Origin of the sequence: Glycomyces mayteni (assembly GCF_042428885.1) — a bacterium.
In the GTDB taxonomy this organism is placed as follows: Bacteria; Actinomycetota; Actinomycetes; order Mycobacteriales; family Micromonosporaceae; genus Glycomyces; species Glycomyces mayteni.
Genome location: NZ_JBHMBP010000005.1, coordinates 379,921 through 402,710, shown reverse-complemented (window position 1 = coordinate 402,710; position 22,790 = coordinate 379,921). Strand labels below are relative to the sequence as shown.

Here is a 22,790-nt window from a genome sequence, read left to right as displayed (position 1 = left end):
CGAGCCGGGATGCGGTCTAGCCCTGCCAGAAGCGGGCCAGGGCCTGCGCGGCCGGGTCGTCGATGTCGGCGATCGCGTACTCGGAGGCGTCGACGGTGTTCACCCACGGCTCGGCCTCGGCCGACCCGAGGGCGTCGAGGTCGACCCACGGGTAGCCGTCGACGGGCTCGGGGACGTCCAGGTCCAGTTCGGGCGGGAACGTCGGCGGGTTGTCGGCCTCGTCCAGGAGCAGGTCCTCGTACGTGGCGGCGTAGGCGGTCTCGTCGCCGCCCGCGGTCTCGTCGTCGGCCTCCTCGTACTCGGCGTCGACGCCGAAGCCCTCGTCGAGCGGCTCGTCCTCGTCGACGTCGTCGCCGTCGCCGAAGGCGAACGCCTCAAGGCCGTCCTCGTCGGGAACCTCGCCGGTGTCGAACTCGTCGAACCCGGGGGCCTCCTCGCCGTCGTCGTCCAGGTCGGGGAAGTCGCCTTCGCCCCCTTCGGGATCGAACTCGTCGAACTCATCCATCGGATTCCTCATCTCCTGGTACGAGGGTGCGGGCCTTGGCGAGCACCTCGTCGAGCTGCTTGACCTTCTGGGCCATGGAGTCGCGGCGCTGCTTCAACGCGGCCTGCTTCTTGGCCCGGGCGGCCTGGTCGGCCTTGGCGGCGTTCTCGGCCGCGGAGATCCGCGCGTCGAACTCGGCGGCGCGGCGCTCCAAGGCGTCGTCGAGCGTGGAGTTGAACACGAACTCGACCTCGGTGAAGCGGAACCCGATCTCCTCGTTGAGGTTCGCGCGGGCCTCGGCGATGACGCGCTGCACCCACTGCTTGGCGGCCTGGCGGTCGCCCTGGATCTTGCGCCGGTACAGCAGGAACGCCGCCGCCGCGAGCCCGATGCCCACGCCCGAGGCCGTCAAGGCGACCGAGGCGACCGATCCGGCGACGGCGGTCAGGCCGATCATGCCCGCGCCCGCGGTCACCGCGCGCCCGGCCATCATCGCCACGCCCGCGGAGGAGGCCATGAGCAGGGCCCCGTCCTGGTTCGCGTCGCGCCGCGCGCGCCCCGAGGCCGCGGCGCGCAGGCCCGCGGAGATCGAGTTCGTCGCCTGCATGAGCTCGTCCTCGGTGAACACCTGCCGCAGGACGCGCTCGGCCAGGAGCACGAACCGCTGGTGCAGCTCACCGGAGAGGCGCGCGGCGATGCCCTGGAGGGCGATGTCGATGCGCTGGGGCAGCGATTCGAGCGCGGCCTTGTTGGCCTTCTCCAACTCGTTGAGCAGGGCCTCTTCGAGCTCCTGGAGGTGGGCGCGCAGCCGCCCCTGGACCTCGATCTTCGCGCGCTGGGTCTCCACGCGCAACGCGAGGTTCGCCTTCTTCGTCTCGGTGCGGCGCGCGTTCAGCGCCGACTTCTTCTCCTCTTTGAGGCGGTTCGCCGTCTCGGGGTCGGGGTCGTACGCCTTCATGTCCTCCTGCGCCGAGACCGCCAGACGCGAGAACTCCGTGCGCACCGCGCGCACCACGTTCGCCGCGACCAGGGCCTTCCCCGCCGCGCCCACTTTCACCAGGGCGCGCTGCATGCGCCCGATCCCCGACTCCTTGGCCAGGGCCTGGCGGGTGGGGCCCTGCGAGTTGAGGGCGTGCTCGGCGAGCATCGCCGAGACCGGGAAGTGCGGGGCGTTGCGGAACCGCGGCGCGTGCGCCTCGATCAGCGACCGGTTCTCCTCCAGGACGGTCTTCCACCCCGGGTACGTGTCGGTCTTCGTCAAAGCGAACACCACGAAGTTGACGCGCTTCGACGCTTCAGTGAGGAAGTCGAGCTCGGTCTTCGCCATCGGAGAGGACGCGTCGGTGACCATGATCAGGCACGTCGCCCGCGCGACCGCTTCGAGGGCGATCTGCGCGTGGTCGGGGTCCAGGCCGCCGGTGCCGGGCGTGTCCACCACCGACATGTGCTTGAGCAGCGCCGAGGGGTGGCCCACGAGCATCCGCCGCGGCGGGATCATCCCCGGGGGCATCGTGCCCAGGCGCGTCGCCCAGTTCCGCAGGTCCCCGACGCCCAGGAGCATCGGGTCGGCCGCACCGGGCTGCCAGGCCCGCACCGACGCCTGCTCGGCGTACGCGAACTCCAGGTACGCGGTCGTGGCGACCTGCGCGTCCACCGGCGACAGGCCCGGCATGCCCAGGAGCGCGTTCACCAGCGAGGACTTGCCGCGCTTGGTCTCGCCGACGACCACGGCCACGGGCTTGTCGGGCTGCCAGCGCGCGACCTCGTCGACCTCGGCCGCCGCGCGGGCGTCCACGGTCCGCAGAGACGCGTTCCCGGCCTTCGCGGCCTTGGCGCACAGCTTGTGGATCGCCACGGCCGGGTTCGGTTTGGCGGCGGCCTTCTTCGCGGGCGCGGGGTTCGCCGGGGAGGACGCCGCGGCGGCGGGGGCGGCGGTGTCGGTCATGCCCGCACCCCCTGGCCCCGGTAGACGGTGACGATGGGGTGGCGCAGGATGCGGCCGCGGTCGGTGTACCCGATCTGCTCGGTGCGGGCGATGATGCCCTCGTCGGCGGGGCCCCGCGCGGCGACCGTGGACCCGGCCTCGTGGACGGCGGGGTCGAAGCGCTGGCCGGTGGCGTCGACCTGGGCGACGCCGACCTTCACGAACGCGCCGTCGAGGTGCTGGGCGAGCGCGGGGGAGGTGGCGCGGTCCCGCATCCACACGCACGCCTCGACCAGGACGGTGCGGTCGGCGGCGTTCTGGGCGGCCCGCGCCGAGTCCTGGAGCTGGTTGACGGGGATGGCGCCGGAGGCGCCGGTGCCGGGCGCGGGGGCGAACGGCGGGGGCTTGAGGGGGGCGGGGGCGGCGGCGGCGATGGACTTGCCGGCGATGAAGGCGACGGCGGCGGTGACGAGGACCGAGCCGGCGGCTATGGCCAGGACGCGCGCATCGAACCCGCCGCCGGTGAGGAACACCGCGCCGAGGGCCGCGGCGGCGAGGCCCGCGAGGGCCCCCACCAGCGGTCCGCCGAGTCGATTCGTCACTTTGCTCTCCTTACAGTGTGAACGCTTGTCGCTGTCAGCCGAGGCGTTGGGCCAGCAGATGGAAACCACGATGCACCACGTTCGCCACCCGGGCCTGGGACGGGGTGGCGCCGCCGTTGGCGAAGGCCCGCCAGCGCGCGGCCGCCTCGATGGCGGCGCGGCGCAGCTGCGGGCGCGCCTCGCCGGGCAGGCCCAGGACGACCCCGGCGTCGTCGGTGAGCGCGAGCCGGGCGACCTCGGCCTCCATGGCCTCGGGGAGCGCGACCTGCCCGGTGGTGACCTGCGCGGCCGCCTCCAGCAGCGGCAGCCGGTGGTACTCGGGGCGGGCGACGATCGACTCGACGGCGCCTCTCAGGAGGTCGCGGTCGGCGGCCGGGCCCGAGGCCGCGGCGGCGTCGAGTCGGCCCAGGGCCCATCCGGCCTTGATGACGTCGGCGCGCACGCCGAAGATCTGGTGGAGGGTGGTGCGCAGGCGCGGGAACCCGGAGGCGGCGAACAGCAGCCGCACGAGCTCGCCGGTCGCCAGGTGCGGGGACGCCTGGAGGTGGGCGATCGCGAAGTGGATGCCGTACAGGTCCAGGCGCTCCAGGAGGCGGCGGCGCTGGTGCTCGTCCACGGGCGACTCGGTCGACAGGAACAGCCCGGCGGAGGCGAGCATGAGCGCCCGCTTCTCCTCCCCGAGCCCCGCGAGGGTCCGCAGGGCCTCGCAGTCGGCGGCCGTCAGGAGCCCGGCCTCGGCGGTCTCGGCGAGCAGGCCCACGACGGGGACGACGTCGCACACGGCGCGGCGCAGCACGTTCGCCTGGTCCCCGGCGATCGGGCCCGCGACGGGCCAGGGGTCCTGGCCGGGGCCGGGGGCGAGCTTGTCGGCCTTGTTGTACAGGCCCAGGGCGTTCATCGGCGAGGACGACAGCTGCTGCGAGGCCTTCGAGAACGCTTCGAGCGCCTCGACGTCGTCGGCGCGGACCTGCTGGGTGAACACGTAGATGATCGCCTCGGCCGACTCGACGGCGGCCTTGGAGTCGTCGTCGACGTCCTCGGCGATCGGCGCGGCGAACAGCATCTCGCGGGCGGCCTCGGAGATGTCGGTGTTCACCGACTGCAACCCGGGCGTGTCGACCACGGTCAGGTCCCGCAGGCGGTCGGAGGACAGCTGCACGTCGATCATCGCGGCCTCGTCGGCCGGGATCGGCAGCGACGTCGGGATCATCCCGTTCGCGTCCAAGGGCACGGCGTGCTTGACGCCGTTGCGGGCGACCACGTCGACCCGGTCGGCCGGGCCGTACCGGAACTGGGTCACCACCCGCGTGCACTCCCCGGCCGCGGTCGGCGCGACGCGGCGCCCGATGAGCGCGTTGACGAGCGTGGACTTCCCGGCCTTCAACCGTCCGGCGACGGCGACGCGAAGGGGCTGCCCCAGCCGGGACGCGACCTCCTCGACCACGGGGCGCGACGCGCTGGAGACCTTGCCGGCCAGTTCCTCGCACATGCCCGCCACGCTCGTGGTGAGTTGTCCTGCCACCATGGTCCCCGTGTCCGCCCTCTCCTGTAGTCTCGTCGGTCCGTCCGGGCGTACCGTCCGGTATGCGGCACTCCGGTCGCCGACGCCGGTCTGCGGCATCGAAGCTTCCGCAATATCATGAGAGGCGTCGGCGGTCCGTCGACAACAACGAGATTACAAACCGCGACCGCCCGGCCGCCTCCCCCATTCGTGCCACAGCGTAAGGAGCCCCCTTGGCCGCCCCGCCCACCCCCGGACTGGCGCCCCCCGTCGCCCCGGCGCCCCACGGGGTCGCGAACCGCGACGATGCACTGCGCGCCATGGCCGGCGCGCTGGCGGGACCGGGCCTGGTGGTCGTCACCGGCCCGCCCGGCTCGGGGCGCACCCGCCTGCTGGAGCGCCTCGCGCGCGCCTCCAAGCGGCCCGTGCACGCCGGCGGCGGCCTCGCGATGCTCTCGGGCCAGCCCGCGCTCGCCCTGGAGCGGGCCACCAGGGCGCGCATGCCCGCCGAGGACCTCCCGCTGCTGGCCGAGGCCGTGTACTCGCGCACCCGCGGGGGCCTGCTGGTCATCGACGACCTCCAGTGGTGCGACGCGGCCACGCTCGCGGTCCTGCCGGTCCTGGCCGAGCGCCTCCCGGTCGCGGCGGCGCTGCGGACCCCCAACCGGCTCGGCGAGGACGCCCTCGCGCGCCTCCTCGCCGCCGCCACCGTGATCGCCGTCCCCGACCTCACCGACGCCGAGGCCGCGGCCCTGGTCGCCGAGTGCGCCCCGGCGCTGGCGCCCACACGCGCCGCGGCGCTGGCCTCCCGCGCCGGCGGCAACCCCCTCGCCCTGACCGCGCTCGCCAAGCGGGCCGCCCACACCGGCCCGGGCGAACCGGACCCGGGCCTGCCCGGCGACCCCGCCTCCGCCGCCGCGGCGGCCATCGCCGACCTGCCCCGCGCCGGGCGCACCGCCCTGGCCGTCCTGGGCCTGCTCGGGCGCCCCGCGCACCCCACGCTCCTCGGTGAGGGCGCGCAGGTCCTGGCCGACGCCGGGCTCGCCGTCCCCGAGGGCCCGTTCCTGCGCCCCGCGTCGCCGTGGATGGCCGAGATCGCCGCGGGCATCCTCGACGCCGAGGCCCGCCGGTCCATGCACGAGCACCTCGCCGACGCCACCGGCGGCGTCGAGTCCGCCCGCCACGCCCACGCCGCCGGGCTCGCCGGCCGCGCCCTGGCCGCCGCGCTCGCGGCCGCCGAGGACGGGTCCCCGCAGACCCGCGCCGAAGCGCTCCTGCTCGCCGCCGAACTCGACCCCGCCCACGCCGTCCCCGCCGCCCGCGCGGCCCTGGAAGCGGGCCGCACCAACGCCGCCCTGGCCGTCCTCGACCGGGCGCCCGCCTCCGGCGACACCGCCGTGGTGCGGGCGTGGGCGCTCCTGGCCGTCGGCGAGACCGGCCGCGCCCGGGCCGCCCTCGCCGAGGCCCCCGAGGGGCCCGAGACCGACCAGCTGCGGCTGCTGTGCGCGAGCGCGTCCGAGCGGCACCTGCTCGCCGACGAGATCCGCGCCGCCTACCCCGAGCTCGACCACCCCGGGCTCGCCGCGGCGCTGGCCGGGGACGACCCGGACGCGCTCGCCGCCGCCGAGGCCCTCGCGCGTGCGGCGGGGGACGCGACGACCGCCGCGTGGTGCGCGTGGTCGCGGGTGATCGCCCTCGCCGACGCCGCGCGCCTGGTCGAGGCCGAGGCGGTCGCGCACGAGGCGGCCGACCGGGCCGGGGCCGACGGCGCCTACTCGTGGCAGACCCGGTTCCTGGCCGCCGCCGCGTGGTGCCTGGTCCTGTCGGGGACGGGCCTGGACAACGTGATCGCGGCCGCGCAGTCGCTCGCCGACCACGCGCTCCCGGCGGTCGCCGACACGCTCATCGCCGCCTCCATCGCGCTCGCCGAGGCCGACACCGGGGCCCTGGGTGCGGCGCGGGCGCGCCTGTCGCGCCTGCACGACGCCCCGGCGGCGCTCGACGGGCTCGTGGCGTGGCTGGAGCACGAGACCGCGTGGCTCGACGGCCAGCCCGGCCCCGAGGCCCCCGAGGCCCAGCCGGGCCTGGTCGGGGGGCTCGCGCACATCACCGGCCGGTGGATCGCCTACGACACCGGGACCGAGCCGGTCGCCGCGGACACCACGCCGTGGCCGGCGCCGGTGGCGACGACCCTCGCCGCGTGGGACAAGGCCGCGCCGGGGCCGTTCGCACAGGCCGCCTCGGCATGGGACGGTCTCGCCGCCCGCGAGCAGGTCCGGTGCCTCCTGGCGCTCGCGGCGCACTCGGGGGACCCGCAGGCCGCGGTCGCGGCCCTTGAGGCGGCCGAGCGGATCGCCGACGAGCACGGGCTGATCGTCCTGGCCGGGCGGGCCCGGCGGGGGCTGCGCCGCCACGACGTGCGCCGCGACCGCCGTTCGGCGCGCGGGGGCGGGGGCCTGACCGACCGCGAGGCGGAGGTGCTGCGGCATGTGGCCTCCGGTCACCCGTCGCGGCGGATCGCCGAGATCCTGGGGATCACCGCCGAGACGGTGGAGACGCACATCCGCTCGGGGATGCGCAAGCTCGGCGCGAAGACCCGCACCGAGGCCGCGGTGCTGCTGTCGGCCGCGCCCCTCGAAGGCGGTGACGCCTGATGGGCGAACAGGTGCCCCTGCACGTGGTGCCCGCCGCGGGCGACGCGGACACGCTGGTGCGCCGCTGCGCGGCCGCGGGCTGGTCGGCGCACCGCGGGTTCGCGCTCCTGGAGCCGGCGTGGGACCTGGCCGACCGGCGCCTGGTGTGCCACGGCACGGTCGGCGACGACCACACCGCGTCCCAAGCGGTCCTGGCCGCCGCGCGCGGGGCGGGGATCATCGCCGTCGCCTCCGGGCAGCTCGCGCTCAACCTGGCCGCGGACCTGCGCCGCGTCGGCCCCCTCGGGCTCACTCCGGGGAAGGCCGAGGCCGCCGACGGCCTCGACCTCGACGCCGAGCAGCGCGCGCTCCTGTCGCGCCTGGCCGCCGGCTCGACGATCGCCGCCGCCGCGGAGGCCGAGTTCGTTTCCTTGCGCACCGCCAACCGCCGCATCGCCGCCGCCCGCCAGTCCCTGGGCGTCAAGACCACCCGCGAAGCGGTCATGATCTACATCAAGCACGCCCGCGACTAACCGCCCCGGCCGCCGCCGAGGCGCGGCCCGGCGGCGAGTGTCGGTCCCCAGTGGCACTGTTGCAGCCGGGGGCGGCCGCGAACGGACACGCCCGACCGCGGGGGCCGCGCCCCCGGTCGCAGGCCCCGGGTAGACAGCCGGGCCCGGGACGCCGCAAGGCGGACCGGGCCCGTCGGCTCCGCGCGGGGCGGCTTACTTCAGTTCGGCGAGGCGCGCTTCGGCCTCTTCGAGCTGGCGGCGCAGGCGGGCGGCCTCCTCGGCGGCCTCGGAGCGGATCTTCTCGACCACTTCGGACACGACCTCGTTGACCTCGTCCGACCCCGACGCCTGGCACATCGTCAGCGCGTTCGTGTGGGCGACCTTCGCGCCCTTGACGACCGTGCGGGCGCCGCGGGTGGCCGCCACGGACCACTCGCCGTCCTCATAGGTCAGCGTGACGGTCAGCTCGGGGTGCTTCGCGGCGGCCGCGCGCGGGCGGGCGGCCTTCTTCTTCACCACGGGCTCGGGCGCGGGCGTCTCGGGTTCGGTCACGGGTTTCCTCTCGCTCACAACTGGTTTCGGTGCGGGTTTGGGCTCGGGCGCGTCGTCGGGGAGCAGCCCGGGCCCGGCCGGGGCGGTCGAGCGCTGCCGGGGCGCGGGCGTGCGCCGGGCCCCCTCGCCGGGGGCGGGCAGGCGCAGTTCCGCCGCGGAGAACGACAGCTCGTCGGACCCGAACGCGACCTGCACGAAGTCGTCGACGCCGGCCGGGTCGAGGGCGACGACCTTCCCGGTGCGCCCGGCGACCTGCCCGGCGGCGTCGGTGAACACCACCTTCGGTTTCTTCCCTTGCGCCAGCACCGTTTCGAGATGGGCGATGTCGGCACTCGACAGTGACATCGGGGGCTCCTTCACATGGGTTCGGAGGCACGGCGCGCGAAGGCGCGGCCTGGTGAACTGGACTGCATCCTCCAATACCTACACGCAGGGTCCGACACTGCCCCGCCCTGCAGTCGCGCAGGCCGCCGCCGATGTCGGTGCAGCGCGTTACGGTCGGGGGCATGGACACCGCGCCCGGCGGCCCCCAGGAGGGCTACGCGGAGCGGCCCGCGCCCGGCGATGCGGCCGCGTGGTCGCCGTGCCTGTGGGTGCGCCGCAGCCCGGGCGCCGCTGCGGCCCGCATCGTCCCCGACGCCTGCACCGACCTGCTGTGGACTGGCGGTCGCCTCGAAGTCGCCGGGCCCGACACCGGCCCCCGGGACGTGCCACTGGCCCCGGGGACCGTGATCGCGGGGGTGCGGCTGCGCCCCGGCGCGGCCCGGGTGCTCCTGGGGCTCGTCCCGGCCACCGCAGTCCGCGACGCCCAGCCGTCCCTCCACGACCTGTGGCCCGCCGGCGCGCTCGCCGACCGCCTTGCGGCCGAAGCGGACCCGTGGCGGGCCGCCGATCTCCTGGCCGCGGCCCTGGCCGCCCGCGCGCGGCGGTTCGGGCCCGACCCGGTCGCCCTCGCCGCCGCGGCGGCCCTCGACGTCCCCGAGCCGCCCGCGGTCCCGGTCCTGGCGCGGCGCCTGGGGTTCTCCGAGCGGCAGCTGCGCCGCCGCCTCGACGCCGCGTTCGGGTACGGCCCCAAGACCCTCGAACAGATCCTCAGATTCCGCAGGGCCACCGCCCCGAGCGGCCGCGGGTGGGCGCGGGTCGCGGCAGAGGAGGGGTACGCCGACCAGGCGCACCTGGCCCGGCAGGTGCGCCGCTGGTCCGGGGCGTCCCCGACGGGCCGGTTACGCCCGCCCCTCCCACGCCCGCAGGGTCCGCAGCGCCGCGACGGTGAACCCGGGGCGGGCCTGGAGCTCGATCCCCGCATGCCAGCGCCGGTAGTGGATCGGCCAGCCGCCGTCCGCCTCCTGCTCGGCGGCCCGGAAGTCCAGGGCCGCACGCATCTCACCGGGCGTGAACCACGCCGCGCCGACGCTGCCCGGCTCGGGGGCGAAGTCGCACGCCAGGTGGTGCTCGCCGGGCGCGTACCCCGCGGGCACCGCCGCGCCCTCGGCATTCTCGGGGTCCAGGAGCACCAGGCCGGTGTCGCGCACGAGGTCCCCGATCCTCGCCGCGGCCCGGGCCGCCCAGGCCCGGTCGGGTGCGGCGCCGAGGAATACGCAGATGCTGAACACCTCGTACGGGTGGGACGCCTCCACCGCGTCGATGCGGGTGCGGCAGAACGCGGCCGCGCCGTCGACCCAGGCGTGCTCGATCCGGTTGCGCAGCAGGTATCCGGCGGCGCGCGCGGTGGTCAGGAGCCCCCCGCGATCCTGGGGCGGGGCCTGGACCCACGGCGGGTGCGGGTAGGCCGCGATCGTGTCGAGGAGGTCGGGGACGCCCCCGTCCGGTGCCGTGCACCCGGCGAGCCAGTCGCACACGCCCGCGCCCGTCTCCTGGTCGAGCGCCCCGGCCTCGTCGAGGAGCCCCAGCGCCGTCATGGCCGCGAGGGGCTGCGGGTCGGGGCCCTTCACGTCGGGTTCGAGCGCGAACGCGAACCCCCCGTCCCCGGTCCGGTGGGCGAGCACCGCGTCCCGCACCTGATCGCCCGTGCCGGCCCCGGCGAGATGCGCCATGCGGCGCTGGTCCACGAGACTGCCGGTGCGCCACACGAACTGCGCGGCCCGGTCCCTCGCGTCTGCATCGATCCGTTCCATGCCCTCCACGCTAGGGCGGGGAGTGCGGCGCGGGCTTGAACGAATCGGCCGCGCCGTGACGGCCGTGAATATCGGCTGGGGTTCAGTCCCGCGACACTTCCGATTCCCTCCGGCGCCCACCTGCGCCTTTACGCTCCGGTCATGAGAGTCGCACTGGTCACCGAATCCTTCCCGCCGCAGATCAACGGCGTCGCCCGCTCGGTGGCGCGGGCCGCGGCCCACCTGGCGTCGCGCGGGATCGAACCGGTCGTGGTCGCCCCCGCCCCCGGGCCCGGTCCGCGCCCGGTCTTCGACTGGCCGGTGGTGCACGTGCCCTCGGTCCGCCTGCCCGCCTACCGGCACTTCCGGGCCGGGCTCGGCACCCGCGCCCTCGACGACGCCCTGGACGCGCACCGCCCCGACGTCGTCCACCTCGCCAGCCCCTTCGGGTACACCGCCCGCGCGGCGGCCTGGGCCGAGCGCCGCGGCGTCCCCGCCGTCGCCGTCTGGCAGACCGACCTGCCCGCCTACACGCGCGCCTACCACCTGACGGCGTTCGAGCAGCTGGTGTGGAAGCGCCTCAAGTCGATCCACTCCCGCGCCGCGGTGAACCTCGCGCTCTCCGAGTGCACCGCCCGGTCCCTGACCGACCAGGGCATCGGCGGCGTCGCGGTCCTGCCGCACGGGGTCGACACGAACCGGTTCCACCCCTCGTTCCGGGACGCGACGCTCCACGACGCGCTCGTGCCCGACGGGGAGCTCCTGGTCGGCTACGTGGGCCGCCTCGCCCGCGAGAAGCAGCTCCACTGGCTCGCCGACGTCGCCGCCCTCCCCGGGGTGCGGCTGGTCATCGCCGGGGACGGGCCCCGCCGCCGGGCCCTGGAGCGGCTGCTGCCGCAGGCGCACTTCCTGGGGGCCCTGCACGGCACGGACCTGTCGCGCCTGTACGCCTCCCTCGACCTGTTCGTCCACACCGGGCCGTTCGAGACGTTCGGGCAGACGATCCAGGAGGCCCACGCCTCCGGCGTCGCCGTGCTCGCCGTCGACGCCGGCGGGGCCGCCGAGCTGGTCGACCCGGGCGTGGACGGCACCCACTTCCCGGCCGCCGACCCCGCCGCGCTGGCCGACCTCGTCGCGGGCCTGGCCGGGCGCCGGGACGTGCTGCGCCAGTGGGGGCGGCGCGGGCGCCTGAAGGTCCGCGGCCGCACCTGGGAGGCGGAGGGGGACGCGCTCATCGAGCACTACGGGCGGGCGCTCGCGCTGGGGCCGGTGCGCGGCGGGCTGCGCCCACCCGTCCCCACGGCTTGACGTACGAGAGGATCACCGCGCCGAGGTAGATCGCCGAGGACACGATCGGCGCGGCGATGACCTGGTCGTCGAGGGTCTGCAACGCCTCCGGGTCCAGGAGCTCGGCGGTGGCCGCCAGGCCCGGTCGCAGCGCGAACACGGTGGCGGCGAACGCGGCGACGGTGGCGATGAGCTTGACGAGCACCCACTTGTGCGAAGGGCCCCAGCGGGTCCCGAACATCAGGACCACGCCGGTGGCGACGGCGAGCGCGCCGATCGGCACGGCCAAAGTGGAGGCGAGGGCGTCCATGGCGGTCCCGGCCGCGAACTGCACGGCCGGATCGGTCGTGGTGACGGCGCGGACGCCCAGCACCAGCAGGCTCAGGCTCAAGCCGAGCCAGGCGACCGACGAGGCGACGTGCGCGATGACGAAGGCCCGGTACGCGGGGCGGCGGAGTTTTCTCATACCGTCCACGCTCGCCCCCGCACGCGGGGCGCCACATCGGAGCGCGGACGTATCCGCCCCTACGCCCCTGCGCTGACGCCCGTCTAGATCGGCTCGGCCGCGACCGCCGCGGTGCTGCGCCGCGACCACTTCAACCCCACGAGCGGGAACACCAGGACCGAGACCATGGCGGCGCCGACCATGGCCGCGGCCACCGACTCGGCGACCAAACCCCGCTCGGCCGCCGTCGAGGACGCGATGACGACGATCGGCAGCTGCGTCGCCGCGAACGCCGCCAGAGCGCCCCGGTCCCGGCCTTCGAGGGACCGGCGCGCGAACAGCCACGTCACCGCGCCCCGCACCAGAGCGAACGCCAGCAGGAACACCGGGATCAGCGCCAAGGCCGCGGGCGAACCGAGCAGCTCGTCCAGGTCGAACGTCACCCCCGTGTAGACGAAGAACACCGGGACGACCGCGCCGAACCCGATGCCGTCGAGCTTGGACTGCACGAGCGCCTCCTCCCGCTCGTCCAGAGCGGACAGCAGCAGGTGCATGCACACCCCGGCCGCGAACGCCCCCAACGCGATGTCCACGCCGATCTCGGCGGCCAGGAGCACCGCCGCCAGCAGCACCAGCACCGACAACCGCACCGCCAGCTGCGCCGAGGTCCCCATGGTCGCCGACAGCAGCCGCGCGACCCGCGCCGACCGCCGCAGCGACCCCAGCGCCGCCGCCGCGACCGCCAGGCCCGCCAGCGCGATCGCGAGCGTCGTCCGCCCCGAATGGTGCCCCTCCGAATAGAACAACGCCAGCAGCGCGATCGGCGCGAACTCGCCGACCGCGCCCACGGCCATCAGGTGCGGGCCCACCGGCCCCGCCAGCAGCCCCGAGTCGCGGGCGATCGGCAGGATCGTCCCCAGCGCCGTCGAGGACACCCCGATCGCCAGGATCAGCACGGCCGCACCGGCGCCGGCCGCCCACATCGCGGCCGCCGCCAGCCCGAACGACACCAGCCAGCCCGCCGAGGCCGCCGCGATCGGCCGCCCCCGCACCGACCGGAAGTCGATCTCGTACCCCGCCAGGAAGAACAGCATCGCCAACCCCAGCTGCGACACCGTCTCCAGCAGCGGCCCGGTCTGCACCAGCCCCAGCACCTGCGGCCCGATCGCGATCCCCAGGACGATCTCCACGACCACGCTCGGCAGCCGCACCCACCGCTCCACGCGGTCCACCAGCAAAGGCGCCGCCACCGCGGCCATCGCCAGCACCACCAGCTGCACCGACATCCCGTCCCAGTCCACCGCCGGAGCATAGAGCCCCGCACCGCCCCCCAGCGGGCGAAACGGGGCCTAACCCCACCCCGCATCGGGGGAGCAACGGCACTACCGGACGGTAACCTCCGGACGTAGCCTCGAAGCATGGCACTGGCACCCGCGCTCCCCGACACGAAACCCCGCCTCCGCGGCTGGCTCCACGCCGGCGCGTTCCCCCTCGCGCTCATCGCCGGACTCGCCCTCATCGCCACCGCCCCCACCCTCGCCGGACGCCTCACCGCCGCGGTCTACGTCGCGACCTCCGGCCTCCTGTTCGGCGTCTCCGCGCTCTACCACCGCACCAACCTCCCCGCCCGCGGCACCGCCGCCCTCAAGCGCCTCGACCACGCGAACATCTACCTCATCATCGCCGGCACCTACACGCCCATCGCCGTCCTCGCCCTCGACGGGACCGCGCGCACCGCGCTCCTGTCGGTCATCTGGGCCGGGGCCGCCGCCGGCGTGGTCTTCCGCGTCCTGTGGCACGGGGCCCCGCGCTGGCTGTACACGGTCCTGTACATCGTCCTGGGATGGGCGGCGGTGTTCGTGACGCCGCAGCTGGCCTCGGGCGCGGGGGTGGCGGCGACGGTCCTGATCTTCACCGGCGGGGTGCTGTACACGATCGGGGGCGTGGTGTACGCGCTCAAGCGCCCGAACCCGTCGGTGCAGTGGTTCGGGTTCCACGAGGTGTTCCACGCGTTCACCGTCGCCGCGTACGTGGCGCAGTTCGCGGCGGTCGCGATCGTCCTCCATTCGGCCGCTTGAGGTTAGGATCGGCGGTACCGACCGGAGAAGGGGAGTGCCGCCATGGGCGACCGCCAAGCCAGGGGAGTGGACCGCGCGATCCAGGAGGCCGAGGCCCGCGGCGAGTTCAAGGACCTCCCCGGCGCCGGGAAGCCCCTGCCGGGGATCGGGCAGCCGCTGCGCGAGGACTGGTGGCTGCACCAGCAGGCCACGCGCGAGAACTTCGGCCTGGACGCCCTCCCGCCGGCCCTGCGCCTGGGCAAGGAGCGCGAGCAGCTGCCCGCGGCGCTGGACGCCCTCGGCGACGAGGAAGCGGTGCGCGCGGCGGTCGCGGAGTTGAACGGGCGCATCCGCAAGGCCCTCATCGGGCCAGTGGAGGGCCCGCCGCTGCGGTTCGGGCTCATCGACGCCGACGAGGCCGTCGCGGCCTGGCGCGAACGCCGCCAGCAGCAGCAGTAGCCGCCACCGCAGTAGCTCCCGCAACACCTGCTTGACAGTGTCTAGTTTCCGGCGCATCCTTAACTTGACAATGTCAAGACCGGCTCGCGCCCACCACCGAAGGCACACCCATGGCACCGATCATCACCCTCACCGCCGCCACCCTCCTCGCCCGCCTGGCAGGACTCCTCGGCGCCGACGCCCTCACCGACTGGCAGCTGTGCCTGCGCATCGGCCTCGCCGCCATGTTCACCCTCACCGGCGCCGTCCACTTCCACCCCAAATTCCGCGCCGACATGATCCGCATGATCCCCGCGCGCCTCCCCACACCCGCGCACCTGGTCACCCTCACCGGCGTCCTCGAAATCGCCGGCGCCGCCGGACTCCTCGTCCCCGCCACCGCGACCGCCGCCGCCCTGTGCCTGGCCGCGCTCCTGGTCGCCATGTACCCCGCGAACTACTCCGCCGCCAAACGGGCCGTCCCCCTCGCCGGATCGCCCGCCACCCCCATCGGCATCCGCACCGCCGAACAGGCCCTCTTCATCGCCCTGTGCGTCCTCGCCGCACTCTGACCCGGCCCCGGACACGGTGAAGGCCCGGACCCCCACCGGGTCCGGGCCCCTTGCCCACACCTATAACGCTACCCGGCGCCCCAACGTCAGATACGCGAACCCGAGCAGACCCCGGTGACCCCGCAACCACCAGGCACGATGCGCATCCGCGGCCGCCCGGATCTCCTCGGCCCGCTCATGACCCGGATTGGCCTGCAACCAGACCTCCTTGTCCATGAGGAACTCCGACTCGAAGTCGTCCCACTCGTGCTGCTCCACCGACTCCACCCGCAGCGGCCGCAGCCCCGCCGCCACCGCCGCATCCACCAGGTCCGGCAGCAGCAGCCACTCATCGGCCTTCGTATCCGGCCACATCTGAGCCAGCTCCGCCTCCGTGGGCGTGCGCTGCCAGATCCCGTCGCCGAACACCAGCCGCCCACCCGGCCTCACCAGCGGCACCAGCGCCGCCACCGCCTCCGCGCTCGTCCCGAACGCATGCGCCGCACCGATGCAGATCACCAGATCCGCAGGCTCGGTCCAGTCCTCACCCTGGTACTCCACGAACTCGACCCGGTCGCCGATCCCGCGCCGGGCCGCACCCGCGCGCCCCCGCTCCAGCAGTTCCAGATCCGAATCGATCCCCACCGCCGCAGCGTCCGGAACCCGCTCCGTGATCCGCTGGAGCAGCTCGCCCCACCCGCACCCGATGTCGAGGATCGTCTTCGGCGCGAACGCCGCGCACTCCTCCACCATGCGGTCGAGGCGCCAGCGCGCGATGGGGGAGTTGCAGTCGAGGTGGCCGTACCGTGCCGGCCCGTCAAGAGAAGTCATCGCCCGGACCGTAGCAGCGCCCCACCCGCCGCGCAAACGAGAATCCGCCTCTACACTCGCCCCCATGATCACCGTCCACGCCTACGTCTGGACCCTGCCCGAACACCGCGACGCCTACCTCGCCGGCCTCCGCGCCCTCCAGGACTCCACCCTCGCCAACGACCACGGCTGCCTCGAATACCGGTTCTGGGAATCGGTCACCGAACCCGGCGCGTTCGTCTGCGTCGAAGCCTGGACCGACCGCGCCGCCCTCGACGCCCACCTCGCCGCACCCCACCACGCCACCGGCTCCGCCGCCCTCGACCCCTACCGCGCCCGCCCCGCCGACATCCGCGTCTACGAATCCACCCCCATCGACCTCTGACACCACACCCGACCCCCGAACCGGATGCGCCCGTCGCACCCCACTGGCACACTCGCACCCATGACCGACGACCTCAAAGCCACCCTCCAGCGCTACCTCCAGACCGCCCGCGAAGCCCTCCTGTGGAAACTCGACGGCCTAGGGGAGTACGACCTGCGCCGCCCCCTCACCCCCACCGGCACCAACCTCCTCGGCCTCGTCAAACACTCCGCCGCCACCGACGTCGAATACTTCGGCACCTGCTTCGACCGGCCCTTCCCCGACCCGCCCGCCTGGTTCCCCCTCATCGAGACCGTCCCCAACATCGAGATGTGGGCCACCGCCGACGAGACCACCGAATCCATCACCGACCTCTACCGCCGCGTCTGGGACCACTCCAACGCCACCATCGACGCCCTCGACCTCCACACCGAAGGCACCGTCCCCTGGTGGCCCGAAGAACGCCGCACCGTCACCCTCGGCCAGATCCTCATCCACATGACCGCCGAGACCAACCGCCACGCCGGACACGCCGACATCGTCCGCGAGACCATCGACGGCGCCGCCGGACTCAACCAGCGCAACTCCAACCTCCCGCCCGCCGACCAATACGACTGGCCCGCCTACCGCGACCAGGTCGAACAAGCCGCCCGCACCGCCGCAGGCCGATAACACCACCCCCGAGGGCCCGGTGCGATGCGCACCGGGCCCCCAGACCACTCACCCCACCGGCGCCCCGAACCACCGCCCCAACGCCGCCTCCAGACCCGCCCGATCCCCACCGGCCCACGCCACATGCCCGTCCGGACGCAGCAGCACACCCGGCCACCCCGACACCCCACCGGCACCAGCCACCACATCGACCCGGTCCGACCACCCCCCGGCCCCCAGACCCCCCGTCCCGTCCACCACCAGACCCCGACCGCCCCGCATGAACCCGTACAGACTCCCGCCCCCCAGCGGCACATCGCGCTGGCGGCACCCCACGACCTCCGGGCCCTCGCCGAAGTCGTACCGCACGTCCAGCGCCGCGACCTTCTCCACCAGGAACCGGTTCACCTCACCGAACCGCATCAACTCCGCCAGCAGCCGCCGCGCCGCCTCCGGACCCGCACCGGGGGAGGACAGCTCCACCTGCGCCCGCGTGTTGTCCAGCACCGCCGCCGCCACCGGACGCCGCTCCGCCTCGTAGGTGTCCAGCAGCCCCGCCGGAGCCCACCCGCGCACCTGCGCCGCCAGCTTCCACCCCAGGTTCACCGCATCCTGCACCCCCAGGTTCAACCCCTGCCCGCCCAGCGGCGGATGCACATGCGCCGCATCACCGGCCAGCAGCACCCGCCCCACCCGGTACGCGTCCGCCAACCGCGTCGCGTCCCCGAACCGCGACAGCCACCGCGGCGAATGCACCCCGAAATCCGTCCCCGCAACCGCACGCAGCCGCGCCCGGAAATCATCGAGCGTCGGCGCCGACCCGCGCGGCGCCACCCCCTCCGCCGGGACGACGACACTGTAGACACCACCGAACGGCCTGAGCCAGAACGACCCCGCCACCGGCCCCGCCCCCGCCACCCCTGCGGCGACCTCCTCGGCCGAGACCCCGACCTCCATCTCGCCCATCAGCGTCTCGGACCGCGACGCCTCGCCCGCGAACCCCACACCCGCGAGCCTCCGCACTGCACTGCGCGCCCCGTCGCACCCGACCAGGAACCCCGCCCGCACCCGCGAACCGTCATCGAACTCCACGACCACACCGCCCGCGTCCTCCGCGAACCCGGCCACCGACCGCCCCCGCACCACCCGGGCGCCCAGCTCCACCGCATGCTCCTCCAGCACCCGCTCCACCACAGGCTGGGGGAGACCCAGCAGAAAAGCGTGCGCCGTGTCCAGGCCCTCCGGCACCGGACCCGGGAGCCCCGCGAAGAACCCGGCCGCCGGGCGCTCCCGGCCCAGCGGCCGCAACCGCTCCAGCAGGCCCCGCATGGCCATCAACTCGATACTGCGAACATGCAGGCCCACGACCCGGACCATCGACTTCGGCTCGGTCACCGGGTCCACGACCAGGACCCCGACCCCGTGCAGCCGCAACTCGGCCGCCAGCATCGCACCGGTCGGACCGCACCCGGCGACCACCACATCAACAGAACTCGCGTCGGATTCCGGCGACGCACCGGCAGCGGACTTGGAAACGCCCATGGCAGAACCTGCCCTTCAGGAGTGCTTTCCGGCGCTCCCGGCAGCGATCACACCGCTCGGCCGCGACGCGAGGAGGGGAGCACCCACATCGATACGTCCATGGGTCCCACCTCCTCAAGCAGTGTCGCGGTCCACCACAAGATACAAGCCGCGACACCACCCGTCAAACCCCGAAACACCGGCAGGGGAGCACCCCTACTCGGGACGCCTCACCCGCGCCTCGGCCGCCAGCGCCCGCTCCCGCCACGACCCCGCCGCAGCCTCCTGCTCCGCCCGGGCCGCCTCCGCCGCCTCCAGCCGCGACGCCAGCACCCGCCGGTCCGCGACCGCCTCGGCGACCTCGCCCTGCAACCGCCCCACCGCCGCACCGCGCTCGGCCGCCGCCGCGCCCGCCTGCTCCGCGTCCCGACGCGCCACCGCCAACTCCGCCACCAGACCCTCCACCCGCGACCGCTCCCGGTCCCGCTCGACCATCACCGACGCCACCCGCCCCTCGGCCCGCTCCAGCGCCGCCTCACCGGCCCGCAGCGCCTCCGCCGCCTCCGCCTCCACCCGGTCCGCACGCTCCCGCGCCGCCACCGCATCACCCGCAGCCGCCACCGCCGCCCGCTCCGCCTCCTCCCGAGACGCCACCGCCGCATCACGACCCCGCACCGCCTCGGCCGCCTCCACCCGGGCCGCCGCCGCGTCCCCGACGGCCGCATCACGCTCGGCCACCGCCGCCCGCGCCTCACCCAACGCCCGCTCGGCCTCCACGCGCGCCGCCTCCGCGTCCTTCACCGCCGCGACCCGCGCCGACACCGCCTCCTTCGCACGGCCCTCCGCCGCCGCAGCGACCCCCGACACCCGCTCGACCTCCGCAACCGACGCGGCCAGCTCGTCACGCAGCGCCGCCGCACGCCCCGCCACCTCGTCGCGCTCCGCACGCGCCGCCGCGACCGCGCTGGCGGCCTCGGACCGGACCTCCGCGATCCGCGCCTCGACCTCCGCGGGGTCCGTCTCGGCCCGCAGCGCCTCCGCGAGGGGCGCCAGCGCCGAGGTCATGGACTGCTCGATCTGCTCGTACAGTTCCTCGGCCCGCGCGAGCGCGCCCTCCAGGCCCGGGGTGGCGCGGCGCAGTTCGCGCTGGCGTTTGGCCTGGGAGGCGCAGTCGCCGTCGGCGCAGTACAGGCGGGGCCGTCCGCGGCCGGGCTGCTGCGGGATCGGCGTGCCGCAGCGCTTGCACAGCGTCACGAGCTTCGGGTGGGCCTGGGTGGTCTGGTGGTTCGCATCCGTTTTCGTCATGCCCACATCCTAACATTATTTCTTTCCGGTATTGATATTTAAATAACCGGAAAATAAGCGTGTCGCCCTGAGATACATAACTCACGAGAAGTGCCGTTCCCGCAAGTTATGAGTCTGGAGGGCCTGACTCGACCCCGGGTGCCACGGGTCGCCGGGCGGGCCGTTCTCGGCGATTCGGCTGCCGCCGGTTGCGGGCGCTGCGACGATGGCGGGGAGATCGGGCGGAAGGAGTCTGCGATGGGTTCGATCCTCAATCCCTACGTGTCGTTCAACGGGAACGCGCGGGAGGCGATGGAGTTCTACCAGTCGGTGCTGGGCGGGGAGCTGAACGTGATGACGTTCGGTGACTCGGGGGTGCCGGACGCCCCGGCGGACCAGGTGATGCACGCGCAGTTGACGTCGTCGGCCGGGTTCACGGTGATGGCCTCGGACACGCCGCCGGGGATGCCGTACGTGCCGGGCCAGAACATCTCGATCAGCCTCTCGGGCGACGACGGGGACGCGCTGCGCGGGTACTTCGCGGGATTGTCGGAGGGCGGGTCGGTGAACATCCCGCTGGAGAAGCAGATGTGGGGCGACGAGTTCGGGGCCGTGGTCGACCGGTTCGGGATCGGCTGGATGGTGAACATCGCGGGGAGCTAGTACCCCGGGGCGACAAGGGACGGGAAGACGGTGGGCGGGACATGGGTCCCGCCCACCGTTGCTTGTGGGAATATCGCGCTAGTTGACGCCGCGGCGGAGCCGCCAGTAGGCGGCGGCGGTGAGCAGCGCCGACAGGCCCAGGGTGAGGGCGAACTCGGTCCACTGGAACCGCCAGTACCGGTCGGCGGGCTGGTAGACGACGTCGAACGCGGCGTCCTTGTGCGACAGGCACTCGTCGGGCGGGACGTTGAGGCTGCGGCACTCGTCGGCGTCCTCGCCGGTGAACGCCGAGCCGTCGGCCATGCGCACGGGCATCTCGTCGCTGAGGACCCACGCGCCGGGCATGGTGTAGCCCATGACGACCGCGCCGGTGTCGCCCAGGGAGAGCCCGTCGATGAGGCCGACGGTGTTGGCGTCGGCCATGGTGACGGTCGCGGTGACCGGTTCGGCGTACAGGGGCCGCACGTACCCGCCCATGGCGAGCTGGAGGCCGAGGAACACCAGGAGCGTCAGGGCCATGGCGGCGAGGGTCCGGCGGGTGAGGGCGCCGATCGCGAGCCCGAGGGTGAACGCCAGGACCGCGTACCCGAAGGGCGCGGCGTTGCGGGTGGCGAACTCGATCGGGTGGAACCGGGAGTCGGCGATGTCGTCGAGGGGGCTGACGGCCCAGGTCAGCAGGAGGGTGAGGGACCCGGCGAGGAGGACCCCGACTCCCCCGGCGACGGCGAGCTTGGCGGTGAGCCAGCGGGTGCGGGTGACCGACTGGGTCCAGGCGAGGCGGTGGGTGCCCGCTTCGAGTTCGCGGGCGACCAGGGGCGCGCCCCAGAATGCGCCGAAGACGGCGAGCCCGGCGAGCAGGAGCAGGCCGATGAGCGTCAGGGGCAGGCCGAACCGGTCGTCGAGGTAGTGGGCGGCCTGGTCGCATTCGGCGGTGCACTCGGTGACGAGGGTGCGGTAGGCGTCGCGGACGTCCCAGGCGAGGTAGAGGAGGTAGGCGGCGGCCGCGGCGAGGACGGCGGCGGTCCACAGGGTCTGGGCGCGCATCTGGCGCCAGGTCAGCCAGATCATCGGGCGGTCTCCTGGAGGATCGGGGCGCTGGGGCCTTCGGCGCGGTGGAGGTAGGTGAGGACCAGGTCTTCCAGGCCGATCGGCTCGGCGCCGGGCAGGTCGAGGCGCCCGGCGGGGTCGTGGACGACGAGGGTGGACTGTCGCGGGGTGTGGTCGGCGGCGATGACCTCGACGCCCCCGGGGAGGCGGTCGAGGCTGCCGCGGGGGCCGACGACGCGGCGGTGGGCGGCGGCGAGGTCGTCGATCTCCCCCGCGACCTGGACGCGGGACTCGGCGAGGATGACGAGGTGGTCGCACACGCGCTCGACGTCGGCGATGAGGTGGGAGGAGAGGACCACCGAGACCTCCATGTCGGCGACGAACTCCATGAGGGACTGGAGGAACGAGCGGCGCGCGAGCGGGTCGAGGGCGGCGACGGGCTCGTCGAAGACGAGCAGCTCGGGGCGTTTGGCGGCGGCGAGGGTGAGCGCGAGCTGGGCCCGCTGGCCCCCGGAGAGGCGCCCGGCCTTCTTGGCGGGGTCCAGGCCGGTCTGGCGGATGCGGGCCTCGGCGACCTGCGCGTCCCAGCCGGGGTTGAGCTTCTCCCCCAGTCTCAGGTGGTCGGCAACGGTGAGCTGGGCGTAGACGGGGGTGTCCTGGGCGACGAAGCCGACGCGGGCGAGCTGCGCGGCGCCTGCGGCGGGGCGGTTGCCGAGGACTTCGATGGTGCCGGAGGTGGGTCGGATGAGCCCGGCGGCGAGGGCCAGGAGCGTGGACTTGCCGGCGCCGTTGGGGCCGACGAGGCCGGTGATGCGTCCGGCGGGGATGTCGAGGGTGACGTCGTCCAGGGCCGCGTGGGCCCCGTAGCGCTTGGTGAGCGCGTTCGTCGCGATGACGGGGGTGGTCATGGTTCCTGCGCGATCCTTCTCATGGTGGTGTCGAAGAGCGCCCGGATCGCGTCGTCGGCGAGGCCGGCGGCGCGGGCGCGGGCGATCCACTGGTCGAGGCCCGCGCGGAGTGCGGCGTGGGCGTCGAGGTCGTCCCCGGCGAGGGTCGCGGTGACGAAGGTGCCGCGCCCGGGTTTGGGTGCGACCAGTCCCTGGCGTTCGAGTTCGCGGTACGCCTTGAGGACGGTGTTGGGGTTGATCGCGACTTTGGCCACGACTTGCTTGACCGTCGGCAGCTGGTCCCCCACGGTGAGCATCCCGAGCCGCAGGGCCTGCTGGACCTGGTGGACGAGCTGCATGTACGGGGCCACGCCGGAGCGCGGTTCGAGGTGGAAGTCGATCACAACTTTCTCTATTTCACTAGGATGTTAGCACTATAGGGCTATGGGTGCGGGCCTGTCAA

Annotated in this window: 23 protein-coding genes and 1 pseudogene; 10 read left to right on the top strand and 14 right to left on the bottom strand. The window is 74.4% G+C overall.

What is annotated here, in order from left to right:
• Positions 1 to 16: 16 nt before the first annotated feature.
• The 4 genes from ACFFXY_RS23490 to ACFFXY_RS23475 are packed head-to-tail and all read right to left on the bottom strand — an operon-like array spanning position 17 to position 4,535.
• On the bottom strand, positions 17 to 505 hold the full coding sequence (locus tag ACFFXY_RS23490) for a hypothetical protein (RefSeq protein WP_382356396.1): 489 nt from the start codon (positions 503 to 505) through the stop codon (positions 17 to 19).
• Positions 498 to 2,429, bottom strand: coding sequence for a dynamin family protein (locus ACFFXY_RS23485; protein WP_382356394.1), 1,932 nt, complete (start codon positions 2,427 to 2,429; stop codon positions 498 to 500). Before ACFFXY_RS23485 ends, ACFFXY_RS23490 begins: the two co-directional genes overlap by 8 nt.
• Positions 2,426 to 3,010: a nucleotide exchange factor GrpE gene (locus ACFFXY_RS23480; RefSeq protein ID WP_382356392.1), complete on the bottom strand. Its 585-nt coding sequence runs from the start codon at positions 3,008 to 3,010 to the stop codon at positions 2,426 to 2,428. The genes ACFFXY_RS23485 and ACFFXY_RS23480 overlap by 4 nt, the downstream gene beginning before the upstream one ends.
• A gap of 34 nt (positions 3,011 to 3,044) precedes the next feature.
• Positions 3,045 to 4,535: a dynamin family protein gene (locus ACFFXY_RS23475; protein ID WP_382356390.1), complete on the bottom strand. Its 1,491-nt coding sequence runs from the start codon at positions 4,533 to 4,535 to the stop codon at positions 3,045 to 3,047.
• A gap of 209 nt (positions 4,536 to 4,744) precedes the next feature.
• On the opposite strand from ACFFXY_RS23475, the gene ACFFXY_RS23470 reads away from it, so the two are divergent.
• Both ACFFXY_RS23470 and ACFFXY_RS23465 read left to right on the top strand, forming a co-directional pair.
• Positions 4,745 to 7,165, top strand: coding sequence for a helix-turn-helix transcriptional regulator (locus ACFFXY_RS23470; RefSeq protein WP_382356388.1), 2,421 nt, complete (start codon positions 4,745 to 4,747; stop codon positions 7,163 to 7,165).
• Positions 7,165 to 7,677 (top strand): LuxR family transcriptional regulator, encoded by a 513-nt coding sequence (locus tag ACFFXY_RS23465; RefSeq protein ID WP_359952045.1) that lies wholly within the window; start codon positions 7,165 to 7,167, stop codon positions 7,675 to 7,677. The genes ACFFXY_RS23470 and ACFFXY_RS23465 overlap by 1 nt, the downstream gene beginning before the upstream one ends.
• Before the next feature lie 192 nt (positions 7,678 to 7,869).
• Here ACFFXY_RS23465 and ACFFXY_RS23460 read toward each other — a convergent pair whose 3' ends face one another.
• Positions 7,870 to 8,553 carry a hypothetical protein gene (locus tag ACFFXY_RS23460; RefSeq protein WP_382356386.1) on the bottom strand — a complete coding sequence of 228 codons (684 nt, stop codon included), beginning with the start codon at positions 8,551 to 8,553 and terminating at the stop codon, positions 7,870 to 7,872.
• A gap of 131 nt (positions 8,554 to 8,684) precedes the next feature.
• Between ACFFXY_RS23460 and ACFFXY_RS23455 the strand changes: the two are divergent.
• A pseudogene (locus tag ACFFXY_RS23455) lies at positions 8,685 to 9,413 on the top strand (helix-turn-helix domain-containing protein); the annotation flags it as partial.
• 18 nt (positions 9,414 to 9,431) lie between these two features.
• On the opposite strand, the gene ACFFXY_RS23450 reads toward ACFFXY_RS23455, so the two are convergent.
• A complete protein-coding gene (locus ACFFXY_RS23450) occupies positions 9,432 to 10,343 on the bottom strand; it encodes a hypothetical protein (protein ID WP_382356384.1) in 912 nt (303 codons plus the stop codon).
• A 141-nt stretch (positions 10,344 to 10,484) separates the two neighbouring features.
• On the opposite strand from ACFFXY_RS23450, the gene ACFFXY_RS23445 reads away from it, so the two are divergent.
• Positions 10,485 to 11,630, top strand: coding sequence for a glycosyltransferase (locus ACFFXY_RS23445; RefSeq protein ID WP_382356382.1), 1,146 nt, complete (start codon positions 10,485 to 10,487; stop codon positions 11,628 to 11,630).
• On the opposite strand, the gene ACFFXY_RS23440 is transcribed toward ACFFXY_RS23445, so the two are convergent.
• Entirely contained in the window at positions 11,554 to 12,075 is a 522-nt protein-coding gene (locus ACFFXY_RS23440; RefSeq protein WP_382356380.1) for a DUF2269 domain-containing protein, read from the bottom strand. The two genes, ACFFXY_RS23445 and ACFFXY_RS23440, sit on opposite strands and share 77 nt — an antisense overlap.
• Positions 12,076 to 12,158: 83 nt before the next feature.
• Positions 12,159 to 13,355 (bottom strand): cation:proton antiporter, encoded by a 1,197-nt coding sequence (locus ACFFXY_RS23435; RefSeq protein ID WP_382356378.1) that lies wholly within the window; start codon positions 13,353 to 13,355, stop codon positions 12,159 to 12,161.
• 117 nt (positions 13,356 to 13,472) lie between these two features.
• Here ACFFXY_RS23435 and trhA point away from each other — a divergent pair, with 117 nt between their 5' ends.
• The 3 genes from trhA (at position 13,473) to ACFFXY_RS23420 (ending at position 15,121) form a co-directional block, all read left to right on the top strand.
• The gene (gene trhA, locus ACFFXY_RS23430) at positions 13,473 to 14,132 is read left to right on the top strand and encodes a PAQR family membrane homeostasis protein TrhA (RefSeq protein ID WP_382356376.1); all 660 of its coding nucleotides are present in this window, start codon (positions 13,473 to 13,475) and stop codon (positions 14,130 to 14,132) included.
• Between the two features lie 42 nt (positions 14,133 to 14,174).
• Positions 14,175 to 14,570 carry a DnaJ family domain-containing protein gene (locus tag ACFFXY_RS23425; protein WP_382356374.1) on the top strand — a complete coding sequence of 132 codons (396 nt, stop codon included), beginning with the start codon at positions 14,175 to 14,177 and terminating at the stop codon, positions 14,568 to 14,570.
• A gap of 110 nt (positions 14,571 to 14,680) precedes the next feature.
• A complete protein-coding gene (locus tag ACFFXY_RS23420; protein ID WP_382356372.1) occupies positions 14,681 to 15,121 on the top strand; it encodes a DoxX family protein in 441 nt (146 codons plus the stop codon).
• A 60-nt stretch (positions 15,122 to 15,181) separates the two neighbouring features.
• Here the strand turns inward: ACFFXY_RS23420 and ACFFXY_RS23415 are convergent, their stop codons facing one another.
• Complete coding sequence (locus ACFFXY_RS23415) at positions 15,182 to 15,931, bottom strand: class I SAM-dependent methyltransferase (protein ID WP_382356370.1); 750 nt, start codon at positions 15,929 to 15,931, stop codon at positions 15,182 to 15,184.
• Positions 15,932 to 15,995: 64 nt separating this feature from the next.
• Between ACFFXY_RS23415 and ACFFXY_RS23410 the strand changes: the two genes are divergently transcribed.
• Together ACFFXY_RS23410 and ACFFXY_RS23405 are read left to right on the top strand one after the other, a co-directional pair.
• Positions 15,996 to 16,295 carry a putative quinol monooxygenase gene (locus ACFFXY_RS23410; protein ID WP_382356368.1) on the top strand — a complete coding sequence of 100 codons (300 nt, stop codon included), beginning with the start codon at positions 15,996 to 15,998 and terminating at the stop codon, positions 16,293 to 16,295.
• 60 nt (positions 16,296 to 16,355) lie between these two features.
• On the top strand, positions 16,356 to 16,946 hold the full coding sequence (locus ACFFXY_RS23405) for a DinB family protein (protein ID WP_382356366.1): 591 nt from the start codon (positions 16,356 to 16,358) through the stop codon (positions 16,944 to 16,946).
• A 48-nt stretch (positions 16,947 to 16,994) separates the two neighbouring features.
• On the opposite strand, the gene ACFFXY_RS23400 is transcribed toward ACFFXY_RS23405, so the two are convergent.
• The gene (locus ACFFXY_RS23400; RefSeq protein WP_382356364.1) at positions 16,995 to 18,467 is read right to left on the bottom strand and encodes an FAD-dependent monooxygenase; all 1,473 of its coding nucleotides are present in this window, start codon (positions 18,465 to 18,467) and stop codon (positions 16,995 to 16,997) included.
• A 195-nt stretch (positions 18,468 to 18,662) separates the two neighbouring features.
• Complete coding sequence (locus ACFFXY_RS23395; RefSeq protein WP_382356362.1) at positions 18,663 to 19,751, bottom strand: coiled-coil domain-containing protein; 1,089 nt, start codon at positions 19,749 to 19,751, stop codon at positions 18,663 to 18,665.
• 237 nt (positions 19,752 to 19,988) lie between these two features.
• Between ACFFXY_RS23395 and ACFFXY_RS23390 the strand changes: the two genes are divergently transcribed.
• Positions 19,989 to 20,393, top strand: coding sequence for a VOC family protein (locus ACFFXY_RS23390; RefSeq protein ID WP_382356360.1), 405 nt, complete (start codon positions 19,989 to 19,991; stop codon positions 20,391 to 20,393).
• 78 nt (positions 20,394 to 20,471) lie between these two features.
• Here the strand turns inward: ACFFXY_RS23390 and ACFFXY_RS23385 are convergent, their stop codons facing one another.
• From ACFFXY_RS23385 to ACFFXY_RS23375, 3 genes are read right to left on the bottom strand one after another with little or no spacing between them, the layout of a single operon-like run.
• A complete protein-coding gene (locus tag ACFFXY_RS23385) occupies positions 20,472 to 21,461 on the bottom strand; it encodes an ABC-2 membrane transporter-related protein (protein WP_382356358.1) in 990 nt (329 codons plus the stop codon).
• Entirely contained in the window at positions 21,458 to 22,348 is an 891-nt protein-coding gene (locus tag ACFFXY_RS23380) for an ABC transporter ATP-binding protein (RefSeq protein ID WP_382356356.1), read from the bottom strand. The genes ACFFXY_RS23385 and ACFFXY_RS23380 overlap by 4 nt, the downstream gene beginning before the upstream one ends.
• Positions 22,345 to 22,731 (bottom strand): GntR family transcriptional regulator, encoded by a 387-nt coding sequence (locus ACFFXY_RS23375; protein WP_382356354.1) that lies wholly within the window; start codon positions 22,729 to 22,731, stop codon positions 22,345 to 22,347. Before ACFFXY_RS23375 ends, ACFFXY_RS23380 begins: the two co-directional genes overlap by 4 nt.
• Positions 22,732 to 22,790 lie beyond the last annotated feature (59 nt).

Coding starts and splice junctions, on each gene's coding strand:
- ACFFXY_RS23390 (WP_382356360.1), top strand. CDS start 19,989: ATGGGTTCGATCCTCAATCCCTACGTGTCGTTCAACGGGAACGCGCGG.
- ACFFXY_RS23385 (WP_382356358.1), bottom strand. CDS start 21,461: ATGATCTGGCTGACCTGGCGCCAGATGCGCGCCCAGACCCTGTGGACC.
- ACFFXY_RS23460 (WP_382356386.1), bottom strand. CDS start 8,553: ATGTCACTGTCGAGTGCCGACATCGCCCATCTCGAAACGGTGCTGGCG.
- ACFFXY_RS23410 (WP_382356368.1), top strand. CDS start 15,996: ATGATCACCGTCCACGCCTACGTCTGGACCCTGCCCGAACACCGCGAC.
- ACFFXY_RS23415 (WP_382356370.1), bottom strand. CDS start 15,931: ATGACTTCTCTTGACGGGCCGGCACGGTACGGCCACCTCGACTGCAAC.
- ACFFXY_RS23450 (WP_382356384.1), bottom strand. CDS start 10,343: ATGGAACGGATCGATGCAGACGCGAGGGACCGGGCCGCGCAGTTCGTG.
- ACFFXY_RS23440 (WP_382356380.1), bottom strand. CDS start 12,075: ATGAGAAAACTCCGCCGCCCCGCGTACCGGGCCTTCGTCATCGCGCAC.
- ACFFXY_RS23400 (WP_382356364.1), bottom strand. CDS start 18,467: ATGGGCGTTTCCAAGTCCGCTGCCGGTGCGTCGCCGGAATCCGACGCG.
- ACFFXY_RS23445 (WP_382356382.1), top strand. CDS start 10,485: ATGAGAGTCGCACTGGTCACCGAATCCTTCCCGCCGCAGATCAACGGC.
- ACFFXY_RS23485 (WP_382356394.1), bottom strand. CDS start 2,429: ATGACCGACACCGCCGCCCCCGCCGCCGCGGCGTCCTCCCCGGCGAAC.
- ACFFXY_RS23425 (WP_382356374.1), top strand. CDS start 14,175: ATGGGCGACCGCCAAGCCAGGGGAGTGGACCGCGCGATCCAGGAGGCC.
- ACFFXY_RS23395 (WP_382356362.1), bottom strand. CDS start 19,751: ATGACGAAAACGGATGCGAACCACCAGACCACCCAGGCCCACCCGAAG.
- ACFFXY_RS23475 (WP_382356390.1), bottom strand. CDS start 4,535: ATGGTGGCAGGACAACTCACCACGAGCGTGGCGGGCATGTGCGAGGAA.
- trhA (WP_382356376.1), top strand. CDS start 13,473: ATGGCACTGGCACCCGCGCTCCCCGACACGAAACCCCGCCTCCGCGGC.
- ACFFXY_RS23405 (WP_382356366.1), top strand. CDS start 16,356: ATGACCGACGACCTCAAAGCCACCCTCCAGCGCTACCTCCAGACCGCC.
- ACFFXY_RS23380 (WP_382356356.1), bottom strand. CDS start 22,348: ATGACCACCCCCGTCATCGCGACGAACGCGCTCACCAAGCGCTACGGG.
- ACFFXY_RS23465 (WP_359952045.1), top strand. CDS start 7,165: ATGGGCGAACAGGTGCCCCTGCACGTGGTGCCCGCCGCGGGCGACGCG.
- ACFFXY_RS23490 (WP_382356396.1), bottom strand. CDS start 505: ATGGATGAGTTCGACGAGTTCGATCCCGAAGGGGGCGAAGGCGACTTC.
- ACFFXY_RS23420 (WP_382356372.1), top strand. CDS start 14,681: ATGGCACCGATCATCACCCTCACCGCCGCCACCCTCCTCGCCCGCCTG.